The organism is Sphingopyxis panaciterrulae (assembly GCF_014199295.1).
GTDB classification, from domain to species: domain Bacteria; phylum Pseudomonadota; class Alphaproteobacteria; order Sphingomonadales; family Sphingomonadaceae; genus Sphingopyxis; species Sphingopyxis panaciterrulae.
The window spans coordinates 542,583-566,114 of sequence record NZ_JACIJH010000001.1 but is presented as its reverse complement, the minus strand read 5'-3'; the positions used below and the strand labels follow the sequence as shown (position 1 = coordinate 566,114).

Sequence of the window (23,532 nt, the reverse complement as noted above, 5' to 3'; positions counted from 1 at the left end):
AAGACCCTAAGCGTCTGCTGTCTGATATGCGCGAGGTCGATCCAAAAGTGACAGAAAACGGCCATTTCCTGGCCGTCTGGCATGGGTTTACCCAAATGTGACAGGCGCAGCCCACTACTAGTGGAAAAGAAAACGCTCCCACGGACAGGGGTCCGTGAGAGCGCTTCAACGGCCATCGCTAGGTTTACGCATTGCGCGCTCCTATGGGCTAATATGTGCCGCCACACTGACGTAGTGGCGGATTACGTTTCAGCAGTTGGCGAAACCCTACACGCAATCACACATCAGCAACCTCCTGCGAGGCAGGCACGTTCTTGACGAGTGCGATCAGCTTCTTTGGCGCTGGCTCATCACAATCATTGTCAAACAAATTATAGAGTGACTTCATGCGGCTCGCATAATCAGCAGTTGATTCAGCATTCTTCTTCGACTCCTTCTTATCATCGAGCAACCATTGCGCCCATTCTTTGTCACCCAGCAATCGCTTTTTCAGAGCTTCAAGTTCAGGGTCAGTCTTGATGAGTTTGACGGCCTTAGTGAACGTGCTTTTGGATTGCTTCGCAAGCTTGTCAGCTTCCTTGGCCTTCCTGTTCCACTCCATCGTAATTGTACGTCCGCGCTTGGCAGCCAGTTCGTTGAATTCAGCTTCTTCCAGCTTCTTCGTTCCAAACACGACTACCTTGCCGTCAATCACTTCAAAGAAGCAGCTACCATATTTCACGTCAGCCAATTCCGTCGGCGCGTCGAATGTGAAAACGTCAGCTTCCTTTGCATTCGTGCCAACTGCAATTGCTTGCTCTGACATTTGCTTCTTATCGCTCGCTTTGCGATTTGCTTCCGTGTCTGCGCGTTCGATGCCAATCAGACCGTTGCCAAGTTCATCATGTGTGAAATTGAGGATGAAATCAGCAGCGTTTTCAGCAGCAACCTTCTTGTCATCCAGATAGCGAAAAATCTTGCTGTATTTTTCTGCTGACCTGTTGCGCTCGTAAACCTCAAACACCGTCTTTGATACGTTCTTCTCTTTCCATTCTCCGTATAGAAGATGCGTTACAAAGTTCCATGCGTTTGTGTAGTTGTTGTTGCCGTATTTCTTCGACTGATCTGCCATCCCGTTGCTTTCCATAAGATGACAAAACATTGTCCCATTTCCGCGAGTCAGCAAAATCAAACCAATGCGATATGCTTCTGCCAACTGATTATAGAGGATAGAGCGACCTTGAACCTGTAACCCAATCATGTTTGTTTCATCATTGAGCAAGCGGATCGTTTGGAAATCACTCACCATTTTTTTCAGGTCGTCAAAGTTTACCTGCTTTGCGTTTACATTCTTAGACACTTCATATTCTCCTGAGCGATGTGAAAAAATTGAGCAGCCTATCGCCCGTCGCGCTCACTCAAACGACGATGCGCTGTCGCAACGTCGTGAGATATTGATACGCCAAGGTTGTCCTGATACGTGATTATCCAGATTATATTTGGATAATGAGATAACCTTTTGAACGAGAAGGCCGCAGCAAAAGGCGCTAAAAGCAGCCTGTTCCATGGCGGCGGCCGTTGGGCGCAGCGACGCGAAGTGGCCTTCTACCTGCTTTGGAAGGAGTATCTCGCGATGAGTCCCAGCTACGATCTGGCAAGGCAGATGCGAGCGGGACAATTGCCAGCGGAAACCAAGCTGCCAGACGATTTCGAGGCAGTGCTGTCGGTGTATGATGATCTAGGGGACGTGAGACACGTCTCGTTCGATGATTGGTGGGTTGGCACTGGAATGGAATTCTTCGGCCATCACGGCGACAAGCCAAGAGTTGGATTTGTCGCCACCCTGAGCGCCAAACGGGCTGATCTGGCCGAGCAGCTTCAACAGAAGGCGGACGAGTATGTTCAAGGCCGCTGGGTCGAACAGGGCAAGCAGCGGTCTGCTGTAGTGGCTATTCCACTTGGTCTGACGAAAGCGCAGGTGGCAAAGCAGGTGGCTGCCATCCTCGGCCAATATCCTGAAAATCAAAAAGGCTTCGTCCGCGAAGGCCCAAAATACAGGCTCAGCGGCACGAAGCTCGATAGCAAAAGCCTGTTCAAATATATCGCGTGCCTGTGGCTGAAAGCAGCCAAACCAGATTATACACTGTGGCAGATTGGCGCAGAGGCGAAGCTGAGCACCACTTATAGTGATCGACTCCGTGGACCAAAGCCATCGCGGCATCAACAAACCGATGACCGCACGGCGCTGAAAATACTGACCAGCCGTGCGCTCAATCGTGGGCATATGATTGCGGAGAACGCGGCCAGGGGCATTTTCCCTAGCTATGCCAAATGCGAACAGGCCATGCCTGTAGATTTTCCGTTCATCCAACGGCAGCGCGTTGGGCGGCTCAAGACGGTATGATAATATCCCGCCGTCGGTGCAAGCCGGTCCGACCCACTACTAGTGGGACGAGATATGTCCGCGCCCCTCAAACCCTCCTTCGGACGAGGGTGCTAAAGGTTCTATAGGCGTCCAGTTCGGCTTGCGTGATCTGCCCGCAATCGCAGTAGGTCTTGGCGATGCTCTGATAATAATCGAACTCGATCGGGCATGGTTCATAGGCAAGCGTCTTCACGCCGAGCCAGACGCGGTAGAGCGTGCGATCTTCCGTGCTACACGGCTCCGGATGTTCCTGCCCGATTTTCTCCATCACGGCGGCGATCGCCTTGCCGAATTCGTCATACATGGCGTCGGTGATGTCGAGGTGCGGCAGGCCACCCTCCCTTTCCGCAACACATTCACGGAAAAACGCAGTCCACAGTTCAGCCAACAACGACAAAATTCATTCTCCTGAAATTGATGCTTTGTCCGCCCGCATTTGTCAGCGAACGCGGGTCCAGACCTTGGTACGGCAGAAGATTGCTGCCTTGCAGCCCGTCACTTCCAGCTTTCCGTCGGCGCGCAGGTTCAGATAGCCCTTGGCCGCTCCCTCGCCCGTTTCCGGGTCATAAAGCGGGCCACCGCTCCATTGCGCGGGACCACCCTCGAAACCGCGCAACACGACCAGACCTTTCAGCCGCCGATCACGCAACGCCTTGTCGGGGTTTTTCACGTCGCGCTGGTCGGGATTGGCACGCAGGGGAGCGGCGTCGTCCACTTTGCCGCAGATCGCGGTGCCGCAGCGATAAAGCTCGACCCGTCCCCCTTGGCTGCCGGTCGACCACAGACCGGTGATGGTGCTGCCGCTCCCCTGCTGCGCTGTAGCCGCCGTCCCTCCCCCGGCGACCACAATCAATGTCATTGCGAGTAAAAGCCTCTTCATCCCGCCCTCACTTCGGCATCGGCGCGATGAGCGGCGGCGACAGGGTTGCGAGAGCGCGCTGCGCCAGCGCGCGGTCGTCGTGCTGCCACGGATGAAAGTTTGGACGGAAATAGGCGAACAGGTCGCGCAGCAAGAAGCGCATCAAGCCGGGCGTGCCATAAAGATAGGAAAGCAGCCCTGCCCACGTCCGCAGGTTGTTCTTTCCATCCTGCCGCAGCAGGTCGGCGGTGTTACGAAAGACGACATAATGGAAGCGGACACCCGCCGCGAGCATGGTGAAGCTCCGCAAGGTCCAGCGCCGGAACGGCGAACGATCACGCATCGCGAGCAAGAGCGTGTCATAGGCCACCGCCTTATGCTCGATCTCCTCGATCGCGTGCCAACGCCACATGCGCTGCACTTCGGTATCGGCTCCTGCAAGATGCGCGGGATCGGCTAGCAAAGCATGGGCCAGGGTCGCGGTGAAATGTTCAAGCGCGCAGGTTCCGGCAAGTTGCATGATAGGTGGGCGGCGCTTGGCCCATGCGATCGTGCGCGCGGCTCGATCCTCCGAGGAGGTCAGATCATAGCCAGCATCGCGCGCCTGCCGGTTGAAAAACACATGCTCCCGCGAATGCGTCGATTCCTGAAAGATGAAATCGTCGATCTGTTGCTGGAGCGCTTCGGGCGCTTCGTCGCGATAATGGCGCACCGCCGACATGAAGAATTTTTCGCCGACTGGGAAGGTCGAGGACAGCGCATTGTAGAAGGCCGTCCGGCCTGCATCCCCGCCGTGCCACCAACGGCGCGCGGTCGTGCCGCGACCGAATTTCCAGTTGCGCCTTTCTATGGCGAGAGCGGGTGGCGTTTGCGTCCTGTCGATCATCATGATCTCCTTGTCGTCGGTCCGAAGATAGGCCGCCGTCCGTGCCGGGGTGACAGGACGACGGCCCAGTTTCCCTCCGGAGTGAGGGGAGTGCCCGAGAAACCGCTTGTCTGGTCCTTTTGAAAAACCGGGCCGATGTTTGCTCGGGAGCAAACAGACATCGGCCCGAGGTTATCCCCCAGTGGAGTGGGCGGAGAGGATCAGAACTTTTTCGAGATGCTGAACCCGATGATGCGGGGATCGAGCGTGAAGACGTTGGTGGTCAGGCCGCTGTCGTCGCTGTTCAGGAAGGCATCGGTGATCGGCGTCGAGTTGAAGACGTTCTTCACATAGGCCTCGACCGACAGGTCATCAGGGCCATCGACGCGAAGCGAGATGTTGAAGTTCGTCCAGTCTCGCAGCCGATCATAGGGGTTGAGGTTGTAAACTCGCGCCCAGCTTTTCGCCTGCCAATATCCGTCGCCGCGGATCGTCGCGCTCCAGTCGCCGTCGAACGGGATTGTATATTCAGCACCGAGATTGACGGTCCAGCGCGGCGAGTTGGGCAGTTCGTTGCCTTCCAACTCGGTATAGAAGCCAGCACCGCCGTTCAGCTCGGGATAGTTGGCAGGGTTGTATGGCTGGCCCGTAAGCGGGTCATTGGTCGTTAATCCGCCGAATCCTGCGATCAGACCGCCCAATCCTCCGCACAATGTCCAACTATACTGAACACCTTGGCCTCGACTGAGTAACGCCTCGCCCATATGCACCGGGACAACGCAGTTCGAGGGTAATTGGACCCACGGCTTGAAGACAATATAGTCGGGGTTACCCAGATTGCGGTTCATCGGGTCGATCGACCTTTCTCCCTTTCCGATGCGCGTCCGAAGATAGCCGACATTGGCGTTGAAGCGCAGCCGATCGACGGGCTCGAACTGCGCCGACAGTTCGGCACCCCAGACCTTGGCGTCGAAATTCTCGTTGACTGCCGTGCGGTCGCGAATCTGTGACACCTGATAATTTTTGTAGTCGTAGAAAAAGGCGCCCGCGTTCAGCGTCAACCGCCCGCCCATCAGTACGTTCTTGGCGCCGATCTCGAAGGAATTGACGAATTCGGGCTCGAAAGTCGGGCCATAGTTGACGGCGGTCAATTGCAGGACCGGGAGCACATTCTGAAAAACCGGCACCAAATTGGGAGGAAAGGCAGGGTCGTCGATACTCTGCTGAGAAGTAGCAAATCCGGGTGTCGGCGGGTTGACGCCACCAGCCTTGTAACCGCGACTGTAGAACGCATAAACCAAGCTGTCGTCGGTGAAGCCGAAATCAGGTTTCCAATCGATGCCAAATCTGCCGGTAAACTCCCCTCCCTTTACCGTTACGTCGCGATCGACCGGATATCCCGTTCCGACCACACCTCCAGCATTAATTGTAGGCGCTAGCAAAAGCTGACTAGGAACCAACGTGAAACGCTTGTTATCATTGGTATAGCGCAATCCTGCCGTCAGCTTGAGAGCCGGGTTAACATTATAATACATCTCGCCAAACGCAGCGTAGCTTTTTAGTTTATAAGGATTGGAGCTTCTGAAATAATTATGCCCTTCCCCATCAATGTTTTCAACAGAATTGGGATCAATATATGGGCATCTTGAATCTCGAATTGGAACATTTGGACCAGTAGCAAATACTCCGATGTATGTATCCCAATTACACTCGGTTTGATTGCCTGTAAAATTGAACGGTGGCATCATCGCCAAAGCCGTGAGAATATTACTCATAACATAATAGTCATTTTGAGTTTTGAATCGAGTATAGTTACCGCCAACGCTAAAATTAAGCGGTCCATCGAAATCGGATTGAAGCCTCACCTCTTGGGAGAATTGCTTGGAATCCGACGAGGAAATGTCGAACACGCCAAGCCGGTCCGAACACCCAATTTGAGGGTCACAAAAGACTCCACCCGGCGCCATGCCCTGCCAAGGGCTGGGATTTCCATCAAAGTAAATCCACTTCGATGTGTCATTAAATATTGGAACTGTATTGAAACGATTGAAGTCCTGAAAGCTATAAACTGAATCCCATGCTAACACGGACTGTGAAGAAAGCGTGAGACCGTCTAATACATCAAGGTCGAGGTTGAATTCGAGGATGTCCGAACTTGCACGATATCTCGGATCGCGGACCGAGGCGATTTCGCGAAGATCGCGCGATTGCATCATGCCACCATATGGATCAACGCGAGCAAGCAAATAGCCAGCGTCAGGTGAACTGCCTGGCACTCTGTTATAACCGAAGATGGACTGTGCAGTGTTAAGGCCAGCAATATATGCCAAGGCCAAGCCGTTTGGTGTCCCAAATGCATTGTCATCATAGAGGCTGCCAGCCTTACATCCTGTACTGAACATGGCCGCGCGCTGTTCCTGCAAACCAGCGTCCAAAGGTCCGGGATTCGGCACACGGATAGTTGTTGAGCCGATTACTTCGGGGCTGTCGTCGCGGTGGCAGAGCTGCTTGCCGGTACGCGAGCGATTGTCGTTCTCGCGGAAGCGTTCCCAAATTACGTTGCCTCGAATCCCCGGCTTATCGAAGCCTAGCGTCGTGCGGAGCGACCAGAGGTCGCGCCCGTTGATCTGGTTGTCTGTCACCGAGTTATAGTCATAGCCGTCGCGCTGGGTCATTGAGCCGGCGACACGAAGGCCAAGTTCATCGGGAACGATCGGAACGTTGAGCATCCCAACCAAGCGGCGGCTGTTGTAGTTGCCGACTTCGCCTTTGAGGCTGCCCTCAAATTTGTTCAGTTTCGGCTTCGCCGAAATGAGGTTGATAACGCCGCCGGTGGCGTTCCGGCCATAGAGCGTTCCCTGCGGCCCGCGTAGCACTTCAAGTCGCTCAAGGTCGAAGAACTCCTGCTCGAAAAAACGGTTGGTTATAAGGCCGGAGTTGTTGAAGCTGACGGCCACGCCCGGATCGGTCGATGCCGACACTGCTTTGGTGCCGATGCCGCGGATCGAAACGTTATAGCTGGTGAAGTTCGATTTAGAGAAGGTCAGGTTCGGCACCGCGCGCATGATGTCCGGGCCGCCCTCGATCTTCTGCTCTTCGAGATTCTTCTGAGACAGCGCAGTGATGGCGATCGGCACGTCCTGCGCCGATTCCACGCGCTTCTGCGCGGTGACGATGATCTCGTCGGCGCGGTAGCCGCCGTCGTCGGTGGTGGCGTTATCCGCCACGGCGCGCGTGACAACGAACACACCCTCGGCATTGCGCTGGGCGCTCATACCGCTGCCCCGCAGGAGCGCCGTCAGCGCGGCATCGGCCGAATAGCTGCCCCGCAACGCCGGACTGCGCTTGCCGCGCAACGCATCACCGTCGAAGATGACCTGCACGCCGCTGGCCTGAGCAAAGGCACGAAGCGCCGAGCCGAGGTCTTGCGCCGGAATGTCAAAGTTGACGGCTTGCTGAGCATAAGCAGGCGCCGGAAGGGCGGAAGCGACGATAGCAACGGTGGCGAGGCCCGACAGCAGGTGCGGTCTGAAAGACATAAGATACTCCCCCAAATTATGAGGGGTCGATCCATGCCCCCCTATAAAATGAGACGCGCCACCGCCGGATTTGCGCCCCTCTATTTTTCCGGGAGAGTTTTTGCCTTGCTGTCGAGCCGGATTTGCCTGCCCTCGTTCTGAACCGACACAGGGAAAATCGCGGTCACGCCGCTGATGAATCCGCGCGTATCGCCCGCGTCGAAAACCCCGTTTACCAGATAGCCGCCCGCCTTCGCATCGCCGACGACGATCGGTGTATCGGCATAGCGGTTCACCCGCTCGACCGCGCGCGACAGCGGTTCGTCGATGAAGGTCAGCCGCCCGCCTTCCCATGACAGCGACCGCACGGCATCAGCAGGCACGATGGTTGCGGTGCTGGATGACAGGCTGGCGACGAGTTCCTGACCTGGCTTGAGCTGCGATCCCGCGTCGGTGAGTCCGCCGATGCGAACGGGGGTTGGCGTTTTGCCGGGCGGCTGCGCCAGCACCGCGACATGGCCCTCGTATAGAAGAACGCGCATCTGATCGCGCAGCAGCTCGACGCTGAACGCCGTGCCGATCGCCACCACGGTCTTTTGACCGGCGGTGACGGTAAAGGGACGCAGCGGGTCTTTCGCCACGTCGAACTTCGCGCGCCCGCGTTCGAGGACGAGCGTGCGCTTATCGCCCGAATAGGCCACCGTCACGCGGCTCGACGCATCGAGCGATACGCGCGATCCGTCATCGAGCCGGACCACGCGCCTTTCGCCAACGCCGGTCGCATAAACATCCGGGCCGCTGGTCAGATACCATGCGCCGCTGACGACCATCAGCACGACCACCGCCGCGAGGGCAAACATACGCTGCCAGCCTTTGCGCCAGCCGGATTGCGGCTCGCTAGCGTCGCGGGCGGTTTCCATCGTGGTCAGCGCCTTCGCGCGTAGCGACAGGAAGCCCGGCATTTCGGCGATGGCGTCGGTGCCTTTCCAGACCGTCACCATTTCCTCGAACGCCTCGCGGTGGCGCGGGTCGGCGCGAAGCCATGCGTCGAACTCCTCGCGCTCACTTTCAGTGAGAATGCGATCGGCGATGCGCCAGCACCATTCGGCGGCCTGCTCTTCATAGGCGAGCGGCATGTCTTCATCCGCCAGATGGGTCATGGCCTTCCTCCTACCCGGCGGGCGAGGAAAACCAGCGCGCGAGAGATATGCTTTTCGACTGTCCGCACATTATAGCCGAAATTATCGGCGATAGTCTGCTTGTCCATATTCTCGACGCGATAGAGAATGAAAATCTGTTGGGTCGGCTCGGGGAGCGCCTGAATGGCGGCCCATAGCTTGCCGATCGTTTCGCGGGCGGCGGCGACACGGTGCGGGTCGAGGGGATCGACCTCCGTATCTTCCTGTTCGACCGACTGGCGATAGGCATCGCGCACCCGGTCGCGGCGCGAACGATCACGCAGCAGGTTCGTCGCGATGCGGAAGATGAAGGCCTCGGTGGAATCGAAGTTCTCGGTTTCCGTCTGGGCGAGGCGGATGAACACTTCCTGCGTCATGTCTTCGGCCTCTGCATGGCTCGATACTCTCCGCGAGAAAAACGCAACAAGGGCTGGCCGGAATTTCCGGCTCAAGCGTTCCAGATCGTCGGCAGCTTCCGCAGCCATCCGCAAAACCTTCCTCCCCTGTCTATATGACGCACGGTGCGCGACTTAGCGCCCTGAAAAATCAGCGCTGCCCTAACGGCAATGTCGATGGTGAATGTGGAGGCGGAGAAGAGCCTTAGGCGGCTTGGCATCGCCGTCGGACCGATGGTGCGACAATCGCAACGCGCTCAGACGTTCTGACCGCGCATTTTCTCCCTTAGTCGCATAGCGACTACTCGGACAGCACGAGACGGCAGAAGCGAGGAAACCTAGAATTCCTCTATGACAACCGAACTCATCCTCCAATTCCTCTCCGCAACCGCTGCTCAATTGATCGCAGCATGGACAGTCCAAAAACCAGAACGATACCGGCCTTCTTCGATCGACCGTCTGGTCGTCGGCATTACCGACATGGCTCTCAACAACGGCCAAGGAGATGCCACTATGTCGATCCTCAAGAACCTGAAACTCGCCACCGCCGCGCGCGGCAATCCCGCTTCGTCGGAGTTCGGCTTTCGCGCCAAGGTGCTCGCCTATCTCGCGGAGCAGAAGGCGCTCGCGGAGGCCGAGATTGCCGGAACGCGCTTCACCGCGACCAAGAAGGTCACGCGCAAGAACGCGGGGGGCGAAGACATTCGCGTCGATGTTCCTCGCAACGTCCGCAAGGGCTGGTTCACCGATGCCAGCGGCAAGATGTTCTTCCAGATCCGCTACGGCAGCAAGCCGCTGGAATTTGCCAAGGGCATGAACGCGGTCGAGGTCGAAAATCTCGCTGACGTGCCGGTCATCATCGGCTCGATCATCGAGGCGATCAACGCGGGCGAGTTGGACCCCCAGCTCAACGCCGTGCGCGAAGCCCGCCGCGCCAACTTCAAGTCCAAGACGAAGAAGGCTGCGGCATGACCGCGCAGGAAGAGAGGCGGGCGACCATCGCCCGCCTCAATGACCAGCTTCGTTCTACCGGCGAAGATGGCTGGACTTATTTGTCGCGCGGCGTGTCCAAGCTGCCAACCGCGATCCGGGAGGATGTGATCCGCGCGATCCGCCTGTTCTGTGATTTCACGCCGGACAACGACCCGCACGGCGAGCATGACGGCGCGACACTGACGGTCGGCGAATATCGGATCGCTTGGAAGATTGACTATTATACGCGCGGCCAGCAGCAGGGCGTCAAAGTTGATCACGCTGACCCAGCCACCACGCTGCGGGTGATGACCGTCATGTTCGTGGAACCACTTTGATACGGCGCTTCACCTGAACCCACCGATAAACGAGCCAGAAAGAGCGGGTTTTGCCCGCTCTTTTTTCTGACTGTTCCAGCCAACCACCCGCGATAATGCGACTGCCCGAGATGGATTATTCCCACTAGTAGTGGGGCGCGCGATCAGAGCTTCTGAGCGCAGGAGCGTGGGGACTGCTGTCAGACAGCTACGCAGGGGCAAATTGCCTTCGTCGGGCAGGAGAGCGCAATTCAGGCAGCGTCCTTGGTAGTTTGAGCATCAAGCACCTGCTGGACAAGCGTATCCCAATCCAGTCCCCCACCTTGAGCTTCCTGACGCAGAAAGGTCATTGCCCGCACAAGTTCGGCTGCGGAATGTCCATCCAGCTTCGTGATCGCATCTGCGCGCTGCTGCGGGATAACGTGGCTGTAATGCTTGCGGATTTGCTCATAGGACGTGCCCATATTCAGGGCCAAATCCTCGTAGCTGACACCAGCCTTCAGCCGTTCCGTCGCGTAGGTATGGCGGAAGCTGTATATCGTGCGATTGTGACCGTCCGGCCCTTTTAGCAGTCCCACGTCGCTCAGCAGCTTTTTCAAACTGACGTGCGGCTCCCAGCCTTCCGGCCAGACCAAATCCTCGTCGGCTCCGCGCTCCGGCAGATAGATGAATATATCGGGCTGGCTGATCGCTGTGCGTGTGCCGGTCTTGGTGTCGGCAGGGACGGTTATTTCCGCCTTCCCGTCCTTCAACCGCTTGACGCCTTTCCATGTCAGCGTTTCCATCTCGCGGCGACGAAGACCCGTCAGATAATAGCACCAGATCAAACGGCGCAGCAAAGCGCGCTGGGTGTTATGCAGACGGTGGCGTCCGCCATGCTGCCAACTCTCCATGTAACTGCCTAGCTCATACCATTCATCTGAGGTGAAGCCGTATCGCCGCTGTCGATCTGGATCACTTTTGATGACATGGGCTTTCATCACCCCCAGCGGCCGGATGAGCTTTTCACGTTCCGCCCAATTCAGGGCTTGCTTGAACAGGCCAAATTCAATCTGCAAGGTCTTCTTCGACGGCCGCACCGCGCAATTTTTGGGGCGATTATCCCGCTCGACCCAGTAGTCCCGCCGCCATTCCACATAGCCTTCCGCGATCTGCGCCGTAATCTGGTCGAGATTGCGATTGCCGACATAGGACTTGAGATACAGGCGTCCCGTGCCTTCATGCAGGCGATAGCGTTCCGGCGATAATCGCCGCTTCGCGTAGGGCAGCCATTTATTATCCCAGAAATCCGAGAACTTCAGTGTCTTCAACGGAAGGTCTTGGTCAACGCGGACGAGCAGCTTGCGATAAATCTCCTTCGCCTTGTGCTCTGCCACTGCGCGGTCTTGCGTTTCCAATGACCGCATTGCGCGCTGGCGATGACCGAACTGGAAATTCGCATACCAGAGGCCGCTTATCACGTCATCGCGCTGGAACACGGTGACTTTGCCGCTCTCTATCTTGAAAGCATTGATTCTCTTCACTTTTCTTGTTCCAAACCTGTTGCACATGGGGCGCGATCTGTTGCACGACCTGTTGCACGCAGGGATTGAAGTCGAGTTAAAGAATGGCAGAAAACCGCGCTTTCAAACGGCTTGCTGCAAATCTGTTGCACATGAAAAAAGCGGAGACAAGCCCCGCTTTTTCCTTGATATAGTTGGGCTTTTTCAAGCCCAGCAGTAAGGCTCGCCTTAGCGCTTCGAGAACTGGAAGCTGCGGCGGGCCTTCGCCTTGCCGTATTTCTTGCGCTCGACCGCGCGGCTGTCGCGGGTCAGGAAGCCGGCCGACTTGACCGAGCTGCGCAGCGCGGGCTCGAAGCGGGTCAGCGCCTGCGCGATGCCGTGCAGCACCGCACCCGCCTGGCCCGACAGGCCGCCGCCCTTGACGGTCGCGACGATGTCGTAGCTGCCGACCCGGTCGGTCAGGCCGAACGGCTGGTTGATGACGAGACGCAGCGTCGGACGCGCGAAATAGACTTCCTGGTCGCGGCCGTTGATCGTGATCTTGCCCGACCCGGGCTTCAGCCACACGCGGGCGACGGCGTCCTTGCGGCGGCCGGTCGCATAGGCGCGGCCCTGCTTGTCGACCTGCTTTTCGCGCAGCGGCGCGGCCGGGGTTTCGGGAGCCTCGACGCCAACGGCGACGTCGGCGAGATCCTTGAGATCGGTCATGGTCTGTTCGTCAGCCATTATGCACCCACCTTGTTCTTGCGGTTCATCGAAGCGACGTCGAGCACTTCGGGGTTCTGCGCCTCATGCGGATGATCGGTGCCGGCGAAGATGCGCAGGTTGCGCATCTGCTGACGGCCGAGCGGGCCGCGCGGGATCATGCGTTCGACGGCCTTTTCGAGCACGCGCTCGGGAAAGCGGCCTTCGAGAATCTTCTCGGGGCTGGTTTCCTTGATGCCGCCTGCATAGCCGGTGTGCTTGTAATAGCGCTTGTCGGCCATTTTCTTGCCGGTGAACTGCACCTTTTCCGCATTGATGACGATGACATTGTCACCGCAATCGGCGTGCGGGGTGAAGCTCGGCTTGTGCTTGCCGCGCAGGATGTTGGCGATGATCGTCGCGACGCGGCCCACGACCAGGCCGTCGGCGTCGATCAGCACCCATTTCTTTTCGACCGTCGCGGCGTTCGCCGACTGGGTCGTCTTGGTCAGCGCCTTCATGGCACGCTCCTTGACAGAGATGGACTTGGGCGAAGGGCCGGAAAGGTCCGCCGCCCCGAAACGAGCCGCGCCGCCCGGCCCGACAGGGACTCGGCGGCGCTTCGGAGCGGGCCAATGGCCTTCGGCACGCGGAAAGTCAAGCGCTGCGCGGCTTTGCTGACGGGTAATATGATACCTTCAGCGTTCGAGCAGCGCCCGGACCCGCTCTTCGACCAGCGTCCGCGCGCCGCTTCCGGCTTCGGTCGCCCAGCTCTGCTGCTGTTCGCGCACCACAAGGCCCGAGGCGGTATCGATCTGCCAGAGCCAGTCGATCTCGACCGCCTGCCCGCCGGCGATATCGTCCCTTTCGACCTTCGTCACCGTCCGCAGCCGTCCGTCCGCGGCAGAGGGCGCCGCCAGATCCCGATTGGCCGGCGCGACCAGCGCGCGAATATCGGCCGTAGCCAGTTCGGCGCGCTGCGCGGGCGAAAGCCCCTGGAGCAGGGCGGCAATCGCCCTCGCTTCGGGCCGCGATGCGTCGGCGGCCAGCGCCTCGGTCCGGCCCGTGATCCGCGCGCCGAGCGCATTGGGATCGGCCAGTTCGACGCGGCGTCCGTCGGCGGCGACCAGATAGGCGACGCTCTGCCCGATCAGCGGCTGGAGCACCGCGGTCAGCGCCTGCACCAGTTCGGGCCGCGCATCGGATTCGATCCGCAGCAAGGTGGCATCGAGCCGATAGCCGCGCCCGAGCCGGCTCCATTGCAGGCGATAGACGGACGAAAAGCCGATCAGCGAGCCGTCGCGCCCGAGCCGCCGCATCGTCACCTGCCAGCTCAGCGGCTCGCCGAGCGGCGGCGCGAAGCGCATAGCGGCCGCCTTGGCCGGGGCCGCGGGTTCGGCGGCCGCCGCGAAAGGCTGGGCAAGCGGCAGGAGTGCGGCCGCGAGGCGGCCCGCCCGCCTCATGCGTCGCGGCGTCCCAGCCGGTGCAGCGCCGCCGCCGTCGCCGCGACGAGAACCGCGCCGACCACCTGATGCAGCACTGCGATCCACATCGACACGCCCGTAACGACGGTCGCGATGCCGAGCGCCACCTGCGCCGCGACGACGAGAAGCAGCACCGCCGCCTCGCGCTGGCCGCCACGCCGCCACAGAGCGCGCGCGAGCAGCAGCAGCGCAAGCGCCGCGACCCACGCCCACCAGCGATGCAGGAAATGGATCAGGAAGGGATCTTTGGTGATCGCCATCCACGCGCCGCCCGACCAGTCGATCCCCTTGGGCACGAAATGGTCGTTCATCGACGGCCATGTACTCGCCACATAGCCCGCGTTGAGCCCCGCCGTCCACGCGCCGAGCAGGAGCTGGACCGTGAGGATAACGATCACGGCGACGGCTCCGCCGGTCAGCCGCGCCGGCCGCGCGGCGGGATTCTGCGCCAGCATCGCGAGATCGCGCGCCGTCCAGACCAGTCCCGCAAGCAGGAAGAGCGCGGTCAGCAAATGGGTCGCGAGGCGGAAATGGCTGACGTCGGTGCGCTGCGTGAGCCCCGATGCGACCATCCACCAGCCGATCGCCCCCTGCAATCCGACAAGCGCCGCCAGCGCGAACAGCCGCCAGCCATAGCCCGCCGGAACCACGCGCCGCCACGCATAGAAAACGAGCGGCACGAGCAGCGCCAACCCGACCAGCCGGCCGAGGATGCGGTGGAGCCATTCCCAGAAGAAGATCGCCTTGAACGCCGCGAGCGACATGCCGAGGTTGATCTCCCTATATTCGGGAATCTGCTTGTATTTCTCGAACTCGGCCAGCCATGCCGCCTCGCTGAGCGGGGGGAGCACGCCGGTCACAGGGTCCCATTCGGTGATCGACAGGCCCGATTCGGTGAGGCGGGTGATGCCGCCGACCGCGACGACCGCGATCACCAGCAGCGCGACGGCCCACAACCAGCGCGACAGCGCGGCGGGGCGGGATTTGGCGAACACAGCCTGGGTCATGCGCGCCCTATCGTCGCTCGCCCGGCGATAGGCAAGAGGCCGCGCGCCTTTCGCGCAAATTCATGGCGCCGACAGGCGGCGATTGCTAAGCCGCGCGCCGATGTCGTCGCTTTCCCGCCCGCTGCTGCTCCTCGCAATCGTCACCGTCGCCGCGCCGGCGATTGCCGCAGCTCCGGCAGAGGATGCCGAAGACGGCGTCTATGCTGAGCTTGCGGCGCTCGAGGCGCGGGTCGCGGCGATCGGCTTTCGCCTGACCACGGCCAACGCCGGCTGGTGCCCGGTCCGTCAAGCGCAGTTCGGCTGGATCTGGGGCGATCCGCGCCTCTATGACGACAGGCATCGCAGCGCCGCGCTCGCCGCCTATGGCGCCGGCACCGCCGACCTCCCCTTCCTTGCCGCCGTCGTGCCCGGATCGCCCGCCGACCGCGCCGGTTTGCATGTCGGCGACGCCGTCGCCGCGCTCGGCGACACGGCTGCCGCGGCCCCGGACAGGGACGATCCTTTCGCACGCATCGCCGCGTTCGAAACCGCCGCCTCGGCGCTGCCCGACGCCGCGCCGACGACGCTGGCGAAAGACGACGGTCAAGACACCGCCATCACGCCCGTCGCCGGCTGCGTCAGCGATTTCCGCGTCGAGGCGCGCGACCGCGCGACCGGCGCAGCCGATGGACGCCTCGTGCTGATCAGCGCCGGCCTCGCCCGCTTCGCCGCCGATGACGACGAGCTGGCCGCCGCGGTGGCGCACGAACTGGCGCACAATATCCTCCGCCACCGCGAGCGGCTCGACGCCGCCGACGTCGACCGCGGGCTGTTCAAGGGTTTCGGCCGCAGCGCCCGGCTGTTCCGCCAGACCGAGGTCGAGGCCGACCGGCTGTCGGTGTGGCTGATGCGCGGCGCCGGCTATGATCCGCAGGCGGCTGTGCGCTTCTGGGGACGCTTCGGAACCCGCGGCGGCCCGGTGCTGATCCAGCCCGGCACCCACCCCCGCTGGCGCGACCGGGTGCGCTCGATCGAGGAGGAGATCGCGGCGATCCGCGCCGCCGATGCCGCCGGCCGGCCGCTCGAACCACCGCTGATCGCGGCCCCGCCGCCCTTGGAATAGGGGCGCCGCATCCCTATTTCGGCATCCCTGCCCCCTCGACCGCAAAGGATGCCGTGATGACCCGAGACACCGCCATTTTCGCCGGAGGCTGCTTCTGGTGCACCGAGGCTGTGTTCCAGTCGCTGGCGGGGGTCGAACACATCGAGAGCGGCTATACGGGCGGCACCCTCGCCAATCCGACCTACAAGCAGGTGTGCGGCGGCGATACCGGCCATGCCGAGGCGATCCGCATTACCTATGACCCCGCCGTCATTTCCTATGACGACCTGCTCGACGTGCTGTTCGCGACGCACGATCCGACCCAGCTCAACCGGCAGGGGAACGACATCGGCACCCAGTATCGCAGCGCCGTCTTTCCGCTGAACACCGCACAGGAAGAGGCCGCACGCGCGGCGATCGCGCGCAACCAGCCGAACTGGCCGGCACCGATCGTCACCGCGATCGAACCCCTTTCGGACTGGTATCCGGCCGAGGATTATCATCAGGCCTATTGGAACGGCGAAGGCCAGCGCAGCCCCTATTGCCTCGCGGTTGTGCCGCCCAAGCTCGCCAAGCTTCGCAAGGGCTTCGCCGACCGGCTGCGCACGGAGTAAAGCGGTCGTCCTTGCGGCGCGGCGGCTGTTGCAAAGCTGTTGCAAAATGGTCGCATGACGCCACTTTCGCTTGACTTTCAGATGGTTTGGACTAGCGGACGCGACCTCGGCGGGGCAGGCTGATCCCCTAAACGAGGCAGGATCGCCTTTGGTGCTGAAGTCCATTCTCCTGATCGCGACCGCTTTTGCGGGATCGCAGCCGGCCCTGCAATTGGCCAGCCAGACCATCATCGAGGACGATGGGGGCGGGATGGCCGGCGCGGCGAATCGCATGGTCGGCGGGATCGTCAGCTATGTGGGCTGGCCGAACGGGCGGGGCGCCGCTGGACGCAGCCTGTGCCAGGTCGGCACTCCGCGGCTCGCGAGCAATCCTGTCGCCCCCCAATTGCCCAGCGGCCGGCACCTGATCGTGCGGCGGGTCACCGCTGCCGCAGTAATGGCGGGTGGCGACTGCGATATCCTGTTCCTCGGCCGGATGCCGGCGGGCGACCGCCAGCGGCTGATCGGCTGGGTGCGCGGCCGCGCCGTGCTGACGATAACCGACGACGATCCGGCCTGCCTCTATGGTGCCATGTTCTGCCTCGTACGGAAGCCCGCAGGGCTCGGCTTCTCGGCCAATCTCGACGCCATCGGCCGAGGCCCGCTACGCGTCGACCCCCGGGTGCTGCAGATCGGGCGCGATGACGGAGGCGCGTCATGACCGATCGAGCCGTCCGCCACACCACGCTGCAGCGGCTGCTGTCGCGCTTTCATTTCGGCATCACCCTGTTCGCGGTGGCGCTGTCGGGCATCACCATATTGTTCGCCGGCATTTCGGCGCTGCGCGGCTATGCCGACGGCAATCTGGAGCTTGCCGCGCAGCTCGGCGCCTATGGCGTCGAGCCGGCGCTGGTGTTCAACGACCCGCAGGCGGCGCGCGAGGGTCTTGCGCCGCTGACCCGCACCCCCGGCATCCAGAGGCTCCGCGTGCTCGACGATCGCGGACGGACGCTGACCGAATGGCGGTCCCCAGCGGCGGACCCGGCGCCGATACTGACCGGAATCTTCTTCCCGCGCTCGTTCGGGCTGACCGTGCGCCGCAACGGCTCGGCGATCGGGACGATCGAGGTCTGGGGCAATTCGACCGCACTGACCGACTATATACGCCTCGGGCTGTTCGCCGGCCTCGTCTGCCTGCTCATCACCGCGATCGGCACCATCATGCTCGCGCGCCGCTTCGAATATGAGCTGGTGAAGCCGCTGAACGAGATCGCGACCGTCGCCCACGACGTTCGGCTCCACCGCCGCTTCGACAAGCGTGTCGAGCCGCTCGGCATCGCCGAGCTCGACCGGCTCGGCGGCGACATCAACGCGCTGCTCGACGAACTGGAAGGGTGGCAGGGCCATATGGAAAGCGAGCGGGCGATGCTTGCCCATCGCGCCAGCCATGACACGCTGACGGCGATGCCGAACCGCGCTGCCTTCGACGAGCAGCTCGCGCGGCGGATCGAGGCCGCGGCACAGCGCGGCGCGGGACTTGCGCTGCTGTTCATCGACGCCGACCAGTTCAAGACGGCCAACGACAATTTCGGCCATGCCGCGGGCGATGCGGTGCTGGTCGCGATGTCGGAACGGATCAAGGCGACGCTGCGCAAACAGGATTTTGCGGCGCGGGTGGGCGGCGACGAGTTCGTCGTGATCGTCGACCCAGTCGAGGCGCGGCGCGAGGCCGACGAGCTTGCCGACCGTATCCGGCACAGCATGGCCGAGCCGATCGGCCTGCCCGGCGGCGATACCTATCGCATCGGCGTGAGCATCGGCGTCGCCCTCTATCCCGAGGACGGCGACGACGGCACCGCGCTGCTCACCGCCGCCGACGCCGGCATGTATGTCGACAAGTTCAAGAATCGCAACTGATCTGACGGATGAAGATGCCATGCCCCTGACCGCTCCCCCGCCCGCTCCGCAGCCTCATCCTGCTCGTCTGCGCCGCGCTGCTCGCCGCGTGCCAGAGCCTGCCGCGTCCGTCGGGCTTCACCGCCGAGCAGATCGCGGTACTGACCTCGGAAGGGTTCACCGCGGGCGACCCCGACTGGTCGCTGTCGCTCAGCGAGCGGCTGCTCTTCCCGTTCGACGAGAGTCAGGTGCCGCCCGACCAGCAGACGCGGATCGAAACGCTGGCTCACCGCCTGCTTTCGGTCGGCATCGATACCGCGCGGGTCGAGGGACATACCGATTCGATCGGCGCCGAATCCTATAATCTGGCGCTGTCGCAGGCGCGCGCAGAGGCGGTGGCGGCGCCGCTGCGCGCGGGCGGGATGCGCCTGACGCCCGATCAGGTCATCGGCCGCGGCGAGGCGCTGCCGCTGTCGAGCAACGAAACCGCAGAGGGACGCCGCGACAATCGTCGCGTCGTGATAATCGTCACGCCCTGACGCCCCCTGTCTTTTCTTGTTCATCGAACACGGCTAGTGGACCGCCATGAAGCCGATCCGCAAAGCCGTCTTTCCCGTCGCCGGTCTCGGCACCCGGTTCCTTCCGGCCACCAAGGCGATCCCCAAGGAAATGCTGCCCGTCGTCGACCGGCCGCTGATCCAATATGCCGTCGACGAGGCGCGCGAAGCGGGGATCGAGCAGATGATCTTCGTCACCGGGCGCGGCAAGAGCGCGATCGAGGATCATTTCGACATCGCCTTCGAGCTCGAAAAGACGATGTCGGAGCGCGGCAAGAATCTGTCGGTGCTCGAACCCACCCGCCTCGGCCCCGGCAATTGCGCCTATGTTCGCCAGCAGGAGCCGCTCGGACTCGGCCATGCCATCTGGTGCGCGCGCGACATCGTCGGCGACGAACCCTTCGCCATCTTCCTCCCCGACGAATTCATGCACGGCTCGCCCGGCTGCATGAAGCAGATGGTCGACGCCTATCACAAGGTCGGCGGCAATCTGATCTCTGTCCTCGAAATCCCGCGCGAACAGGTGTCCAGCTACGGCGTCATCGCGCCCGGCAGAGCCGATGGTGCGCTCACCGAAGTCACCGGGCTGGTCGAAAAGCCCCCGGTCGCCGACGCGCCCTCGAACCTGATCATCTCGGGCCGCTACATCCTCCAGCCCGAGGTGATGCGCGTGCTCGAAACGCAGGGGAAGGGGGCCGGCGGCGAGATTCAGCTCACCGACGCGATGGCGGCCATGATCGGCCGGCAGGCGTTTCATGCCGTGACCTTCGACGGCGTGCGCTATGACTGCGGATCGAAGGCCGGCTATATTCAGGCCAATCTCGCGCTCGCGCTCGAACGACCCGACATGGCCGACGAAGTGCGCGCCTTCGCGATCGACCTGCTCAAATAGGAAACGCCGGCCGGGCGGCGACCGGCCGGCGCGTTCCGTTCAGTCGCCCTCGATATTGGGCTTGGGAAAGGCGTCGGCGCCGACCGTGCGATAGAGCCAGCCACCGACCGATCCGCCGATCAGCGGCGCGACCCAGAAGAGCCACAATTGCTGGAACGCAAGGCCGCCGACGACGAGCGCCGGCCCGGTGCTGCGCGCCGGATTGACCGACGTGTTCGTCACCGGAATCGAGATCAGGTGGATCAGGGTCAGCGCGAGCCCGATTGCGAGCGGCGCGAAACCCGCCGGCGCGCGGCCGTCGGTCGAACCCATGATCACCCACACGAAGCCCGCGGTCAGCACGATTTCGATGATGAGCGCCGACCAGATGTCGTAACCGCCGGGCGACCCCGCGTCGAAGCCGTTCGCCGCCAGCCCGTTGGCGATGTCGAACCCCGGGCTGCCCTGCGCGATATAGTAGAGCAGCCAGGCGGCGACGATCGCGCCCAGCACCTGCGCGATCACATAGAGCGGGATGTCGCGCGCATCGAAGCGCCCGCCCGCCCACAGGCCGACGGTGACCGCCGGATTGAGATGGCCCCCCGAGATATGGCCGATCGCATAGACCATGGTCACGACGGTCAGACCGAACGCCAAAGCGACGCCGAGGAAGCCGATCCCGAGGTCGGGAAAGCCCGCCGCGATCACCGCGCTGCCGCAGCCGCCGAAAACCAGCCAGAAGGTGCCGATGAACTCGGCCAGTCCCTTTTGCATATTGCTCATATGACCCTCTCCTCCCGCCGGCGATCATGGGCACCGCCGGCGCGAAGCGACGTTATCAGCAGGAGCGCGTACGACAACCCTTCGTCGCACACTGCCTCAGGCGGCTGCGACGGCCTCGACGAAATGGCGCGCCCGCTGCTGGAGCGAGAGGGCGGCGTCGGTCAGCCCCGCCGACATCCGGCCGAGCGATTCGGCGCCCTCGCCGACCGCCGACGCGCCGCGGCCGATATCGCGAACGCGCGTGTCGATCTCGCGCCCCGCCGCGACCGCCTGCTCGACATAACCGGCGATCAGCAAGGTTGTCGCGCTCTGCCCATCGACCGCCCGGTCGACCGCGTCCGAAAAGCCGTTGTTCGCGTCGATCGCCCGCTCCACTTCGGCAAAGCCGTCGGCGACCAGTGCGACGATGCCGCGTATGTCCGCGACATGGCCGGCGATGTCGCCCGCCGCCGTCCGCGTCTGCGCGGCGAGCGCCTTGACCTCCGCCGCGACCACGGCGAAGCCCCGTCCCGCGTCGCCGGCGTGCGCGGCTTCTATCCCTGCGTTCAGGGCAAGCATGTTGGTCCGCCGCGCCATATCGACGATCAGTGCGAGCATTTGCTCGATCGACTGGCTCGCGGCGCGGAGTGCGGTCGCCTGCTCGCCCGCCTGGCGTATTTTCAGATAGGCCTGATGGCGAATCCCGCGGGCGCGGGCGCCATCGCCGACGATCTGCGCCATCGTATCGGCAAGCGCGCGGCCGCGATCACCCAGTTCCTGCAGCCCGGCGAGCGACTGCACCGTCGCGCCGGCGACCATCGCGGCGTCCTGCCCCGTCCCGCGCGCACGGTCCGACAGGCGGACCGCCATCGTCTCGGCCCCGCGCGCGATGTCGGAGAGGGTGGCGGTCAGCGCCGCGATGTCGGCCTCGAAGCGGCGCGCGGCTTCGTCGACCTTGCCTGCGCGCGCCGATCCTTCGCTCGCCCGTTCGACCTCCCGGTGCATGGCGAGCTGCGCGAGCTGCGCCGGGTCGAGCGTCGCGACGAACCGTCCATCCCGGATCAGCACCACCCCTTTCTGCTCCGGCGCCTGCGAAACCCGCTTCAGCAACGCGGCCACCGGCTGATCGGCATCGAGCGACAGACAGGGCTCGACCATCGAATCGATCGAGCCGCCGACCGTCGGATTCTGCATCAGCGAAAACCAATAGGGACAGAAAAGAAGCTCGCGTACCCGCTGCTCCCGAATGAGCCCGATCGGGCGGTGTCCGGCGTCGACGACCGCGAGTATCCGCAGATCGGGATGACTCCGGAAAATGTCGATAACCTCCGAAAGATGCGCGTCGCGGCGAACCACGACGGAGTGGCCATAGGATGAGGGCAGGACGATATCCACGGGGTTGCGATTCCTTTGGTGGGCAGCGGATGGATCGCAGCCGCCCTACAAAAGGAGGGTAAATGTCAATTTAACCAATTGTTTCAGCTATATGACAGAAAGAGCGGCCGCTCCCTTCCGTCCATCGCAACATTCTGTTCAGGTCGGCTGCGATATGCGAAGGACGGCCATCGTCTGGAGGACAAGCCAAGATGCGCACCACAATCGCCGCACTGTCGATCCTGCCGCTGCTTCTCGGCGGCTGTGTCAGCGCAGTCAAAACCGTCGTCACCGCGCCGGTGAAGGCGGTGGGAAAGGTCGCCGACTGGTCGACGACGAGCCAGGAGGAGGCCGACCGCAACCTCGGCCGCTCGGTGCGCGAGCGCGAGGCGAAGCTGGGCAAGCTGACCCGCCAGCGCGACAAGGCGGCCGAGAAATGCCGCGGCGGCGACGAAGAGCAATGCAGCCGCGCCGAAGTGCTCGACCATGAGATCGAAGCGATGACGGCCGCCCCCTATTAGGGTCCCGCGTCACCGCACCCGCCGCCCGGTCCAGACCACGCGCCCGACGAGTTGCACCGCTGCCATCGGCAGATCGTCCCAGCTTCGATATTGCGGATTGTCGCTGATCACCGCGATGCGCCCCGGCCCCGGCGCGCGGGCGATACGCTTCACCATCAGCCCATCGTCCATCCGCAGCACATAGATGCCGTCGCGTAGCCGCCCTGCGGCATCACCCCCATCGACCAATATGTCGTCGCCATCGCTGAGCGTCGGCGCCATCGAATCGCCCGCGACGCGGATGATGCTGAGCGCGCGCGGATCGGCGCCGAGGTCGCGCAGCCATTTGGGGTCAAAGGCGACCGCCCCCTCGACCGGCTCGCCATCGATGCTCGCCCCCGCGCCCGCCGAGGCGCCGATCGCGAGCTTGGGCACCAGCACCATGTCGCGCCCGCGCGATGCGGCGGACGCCGCGACCCGCCGGAGCGGCCCGCCGAGCATCGCTTCCGGCACGCCGAGATAGGCGGCAATGCGCGCGCGGTCCTCCTCGGCCAGGCGGCGCGGCGATCCGCGCTTGATATATTGCTGGATATAGGCGGGGTTGCGGCCGATGCGCGCCGACAGTTCGGCATAGTCGACGCGCCTGTCCCGCAGCAGGCGGTCGAGCGCGGCGCGCGGATCGTCAGCGAAATCCATCTCGGCAAAGTCTGGCA

General features: G+C 62.4%; 26 protein-coding genes. 11 read left to right on the top strand and 15 right to left on the bottom strand.

Annotation, left to right across the window (positions count from 1 at the left end):
* Window positions 1–277 precede the first annotated feature (277 nt).
* A complete protein-coding gene (locus FHR21_RS02725) occupies window positions 278–1,339 on the bottom strand; it encodes a hypothetical protein (RefSeq protein ID WP_184095038.1) in 1,062 nt (353 codons plus the stop codon).
* A gap of 159 nt (window positions 1,340–1,498) precedes the next feature.
* Here FHR21_RS02725 and FHR21_RS02720 point away from each other — a divergent pair, with 159 nt between their 5' ends.
* The gene (locus FHR21_RS02720; protein WP_184095036.1) at window positions 1,499–2,383 is read left to right on the top strand and encodes a hypothetical protein; all 885 of its coding nucleotides are present in this window, start codon (window positions 1,499–1,501) and stop codon (window positions 2,381–2,383) included.
* Between the two features lie 67 nt (window positions 2,384–2,450).
* On the opposite strand, the gene FHR21_RS02715 is transcribed toward FHR21_RS02720, so the two are convergent.
* The 6 genes from FHR21_RS02715 to FHR21_RS02690 all read right to left on the bottom strand — a co-directional run bounded on the left by FHR21_RS02715 (window position 2,451) and on the right by FHR21_RS02690 (window position 9,309).
* A complete protein-coding gene (locus FHR21_RS02715) occupies window positions 2,451–2,792 on the bottom strand; it encodes a hypothetical protein (RefSeq protein ID WP_184095034.1) in 342 nt (113 codons plus the stop codon).
* A 51-nt stretch (window positions 2,793–2,843) separates the two neighbouring features.
* A complete protein-coding gene (locus FHR21_RS02710; RefSeq protein WP_246426998.1) occupies window positions 2,844–3,284 on the bottom strand; it encodes a DUF2147 domain-containing protein in 441 nt (146 codons plus the stop codon).
* A gap of 7 nt (window positions 3,285–3,291) precedes the next feature.
* A complete protein-coding gene (locus FHR21_RS02705; protein ID WP_246426997.1) occupies window positions 3,292–4,149 on the bottom strand; it encodes a metal-dependent hydrolase in 858 nt (285 codons plus the stop codon).
* 200 nt (window positions 4,150–4,349) lie between these two features.
* Complete coding sequence (locus FHR21_RS02700) at window positions 4,350–7,667, bottom strand: TonB-dependent receptor (RefSeq protein ID WP_246426996.1); 3,318 nt, start codon at window positions 7,665–7,667, stop codon at window positions 4,350–4,352.
* Between the two features lie 80 nt (window positions 7,668–7,747).
* Window positions 7,748–8,806, bottom strand: a complete 1,059-nt coding sequence (locus FHR21_RS02695) for a FecR family protein (RefSeq protein ID WP_184095030.1) — start codon at window positions 8,804–8,806, stop codon at window positions 7,748–7,750.
* Window positions 8,803–9,309: an RNA polymerase sigma factor gene (locus tag FHR21_RS02690; RefSeq protein WP_184095028.1), complete on the bottom strand. Its 507-nt coding sequence runs from the start codon at window positions 9,307–9,309 to the stop codon at window positions 8,803–8,805. The genes FHR21_RS02695 and FHR21_RS02690 overlap by 4 nt, the downstream gene beginning before the upstream one ends.
* A 261-nt stretch (window positions 9,310–9,570) precedes the next feature.
* Here FHR21_RS02690 and FHR21_RS02685 point away from each other — a divergent pair, with 261 nt between their 5' ends.
* Both FHR21_RS02685 and FHR21_RS02680 read left to right on the top strand, forming a co-directional pair.
* Complete coding sequence (locus tag FHR21_RS02685; RefSeq protein ID WP_246426995.1) at window positions 9,571–10,191, top strand: hypothetical protein; 621 nt, start codon at window positions 9,571–9,573, stop codon at window positions 10,189–10,191.
* Entirely contained in the window at window positions 10,188–10,529 is a 342-nt protein-coding gene (locus tag FHR21_RS02680) for a DUF3768 domain-containing protein (protein WP_184095026.1), read from the top strand. The genes FHR21_RS02685 and FHR21_RS02680 overlap by 4 nt, the downstream gene beginning before the upstream one ends.
* 230 nt (window positions 10,530–10,759) lie before the next feature.
* On the opposite strand, the gene FHR21_RS02675 is transcribed toward FHR21_RS02680, so the two are convergent.
* Window positions 10,760–12,031 carry a site-specific integrase gene (locus FHR21_RS02675; protein ID WP_184095024.1) on the bottom strand — a complete coding sequence of 424 codons (1,272 nt, stop codon included), beginning with the start codon at window positions 12,029–12,031 and terminating at the stop codon, window positions 10,760–10,762.
* Between FHR21_RS02675 and FHR21_RS02670 the strand changes: the two genes are divergently transcribed.
* Entirely contained in the window at window positions 12,009–12,230 is a 222-nt protein-coding gene (locus FHR21_RS02670) for a hypothetical protein (RefSeq protein WP_184095022.1), read from the top strand. The genes FHR21_RS02675 and FHR21_RS02670 overlap by 23 nt on opposite strands.
* An 8-nt stretch (window positions 12,231–12,238) precedes the next feature.
* On the opposite strand, the gene rpsI is transcribed toward FHR21_RS02670, so the two are convergent.
* The 4 genes from rpsI to FHR21_RS02650 form a co-directional block, all read right to left on the bottom strand.
* Window positions 12,239–12,718, bottom strand: a complete 480-nt coding sequence (gene rpsI / locus FHR21_RS02665; RefSeq protein ID WP_420825269.1) for a 30S ribosomal protein S9 — start codon at window positions 12,716–12,718, stop codon at window positions 12,239–12,241.
* Window positions 12,719–12,735: 17 nt separating this feature from the next.
* Window positions 12,736–13,215: a 50S ribosomal protein L13 gene (gene rplM / locus FHR21_RS02660; RefSeq protein WP_184095018.1), complete on the bottom strand. Its 480-nt coding sequence runs from the start codon at window positions 13,213–13,215 to the stop codon at window positions 12,736–12,738.
* Between the two features lie 177 nt (window positions 13,216–13,392).
* A complete protein-coding gene (locus tag FHR21_RS02655) occupies window positions 13,393–14,157 on the bottom strand; it encodes a hypothetical protein (protein WP_184095016.1) in 765 nt (254 codons plus the stop codon).
* Window positions 14,154–15,185: a COX15/CtaA family protein gene (locus FHR21_RS02650; protein WP_184095014.1), complete on the bottom strand. Its 1,032-nt coding sequence runs from the start codon at window positions 15,183–15,185 to the stop codon at window positions 14,154–14,156. The genes FHR21_RS02655 and FHR21_RS02650 overlap by 4 nt, the downstream gene beginning before the upstream one ends.
* 100 nt (window positions 15,186–15,285) lie before the next feature.
* On the opposite strand from FHR21_RS02650, the gene FHR21_RS02645 reads away from it, so the two are divergent.
* From FHR21_RS02645 to galU, 6 genes are all read left to right on the top strand, one after another.
* On the top strand, window positions 15,286–16,287 hold the full coding sequence (locus FHR21_RS02645; RefSeq protein ID WP_184095012.1) for a M48 family metallopeptidase: 1,002 nt from the start codon (window positions 15,286–15,288) through the stop codon (window positions 16,285–16,287).
* 56 nt (window positions 16,288–16,343) lie between these two features.
* Window positions 16,344–16,880: a peptide-methionine (S)-S-oxide reductase MsrA gene (gene msrA, locus FHR21_RS02640; protein WP_184095010.1), complete on the top strand. Its 537-nt coding sequence runs from the start codon at window positions 16,344–16,346 to the stop codon at window positions 16,878–16,880.
* Between the two features lie 151 nt (window positions 16,881–17,031).
* Window positions 17,032–17,580, top strand: a complete 549-nt coding sequence (gene yfiR / locus FHR21_RS02635; protein ID WP_338113030.1) for a regulatory sequestration protein YfiR — start codon at window positions 17,032–17,034, stop codon at window positions 17,578–17,580.
* Window positions 17,577–18,776 carry a diguanylate cyclase DgcN/YfiN gene (gene dgcN / locus FHR21_RS02630; protein ID WP_184095008.1) on the top strand — a complete coding sequence of 400 codons (1,200 nt, stop codon included), beginning with the start codon at window positions 17,577–17,579 and terminating at the stop codon, window positions 18,774–18,776. Before yfiR ends, dgcN begins: the two co-directional genes overlap by 4 nt.
* 56 nt (window positions 18,777–18,832) lie before the next feature.
* Window positions 18,833–19,294 carry an outer membrane lipoprotein YfiB gene (gene yfiB, locus FHR21_RS20770; protein ID WP_184095549.1) on the top strand — a complete coding sequence of 154 codons (462 nt, stop codon included), beginning with the start codon at window positions 18,833–18,835 and terminating at the stop codon, window positions 19,292–19,294.
* 46 nt (window positions 19,295–19,340) lie between these two features.
* Entirely contained in the window at window positions 19,341–20,204 is an 864-nt protein-coding gene (gene galU / locus FHR21_RS02620; protein WP_184095006.1) for a UTP--glucose-1-phosphate uridylyltransferase GalU, read from the top strand.
* 39 nt (window positions 20,205–20,243) lie between these two features.
* Here the strand turns inward: galU and aqpZ are convergent, their stop codons facing one another.
* A complete protein-coding gene (gene aqpZ, locus FHR21_RS02615) occupies window positions 20,244–20,966 on the bottom strand; it encodes an aquaporin Z (protein WP_184095005.1) in 723 nt (240 codons plus the stop codon).
* A 96-nt stretch (window positions 20,967–21,062) separates the two neighbouring features.
* Window positions 21,063–22,340 carry a methyl-accepting chemotaxis protein gene (locus FHR21_RS02610; protein WP_338113029.1) on the bottom strand — a complete coding sequence of 426 codons (1,278 nt, stop codon included), beginning with the start codon at window positions 22,338–22,340 and terminating at the stop codon, window positions 21,063–21,065.
* A 191-nt stretch (window positions 22,341–22,531) separates the two neighbouring features.
* On the opposite strand from FHR21_RS02610, the gene FHR21_RS02605 reads away from it, so the two are divergent.
* On the top strand, window positions 22,532–22,840 hold the full coding sequence (locus FHR21_RS02605) for a hypothetical protein (RefSeq protein ID WP_184095003.1): 309 nt from the start codon (window positions 22,532–22,534) through the stop codon (window positions 22,838–22,840).
* 9 nt (window positions 22,841–22,849) lie between these two features.
* Here FHR21_RS02605 and FHR21_RS02600 read toward each other — a convergent pair whose 3' ends face one another.
* Window positions 22,850–23,515 carry a S24 family peptidase gene (locus FHR21_RS02600; RefSeq protein WP_184095545.1) on the bottom strand — a complete coding sequence of 222 codons (666 nt, stop codon included), beginning with the start codon at window positions 23,513–23,515 and terminating at the stop codon, window positions 22,850–22,852.
* Window positions 23,516–23,532: the final 17 nt, after the last annotated feature.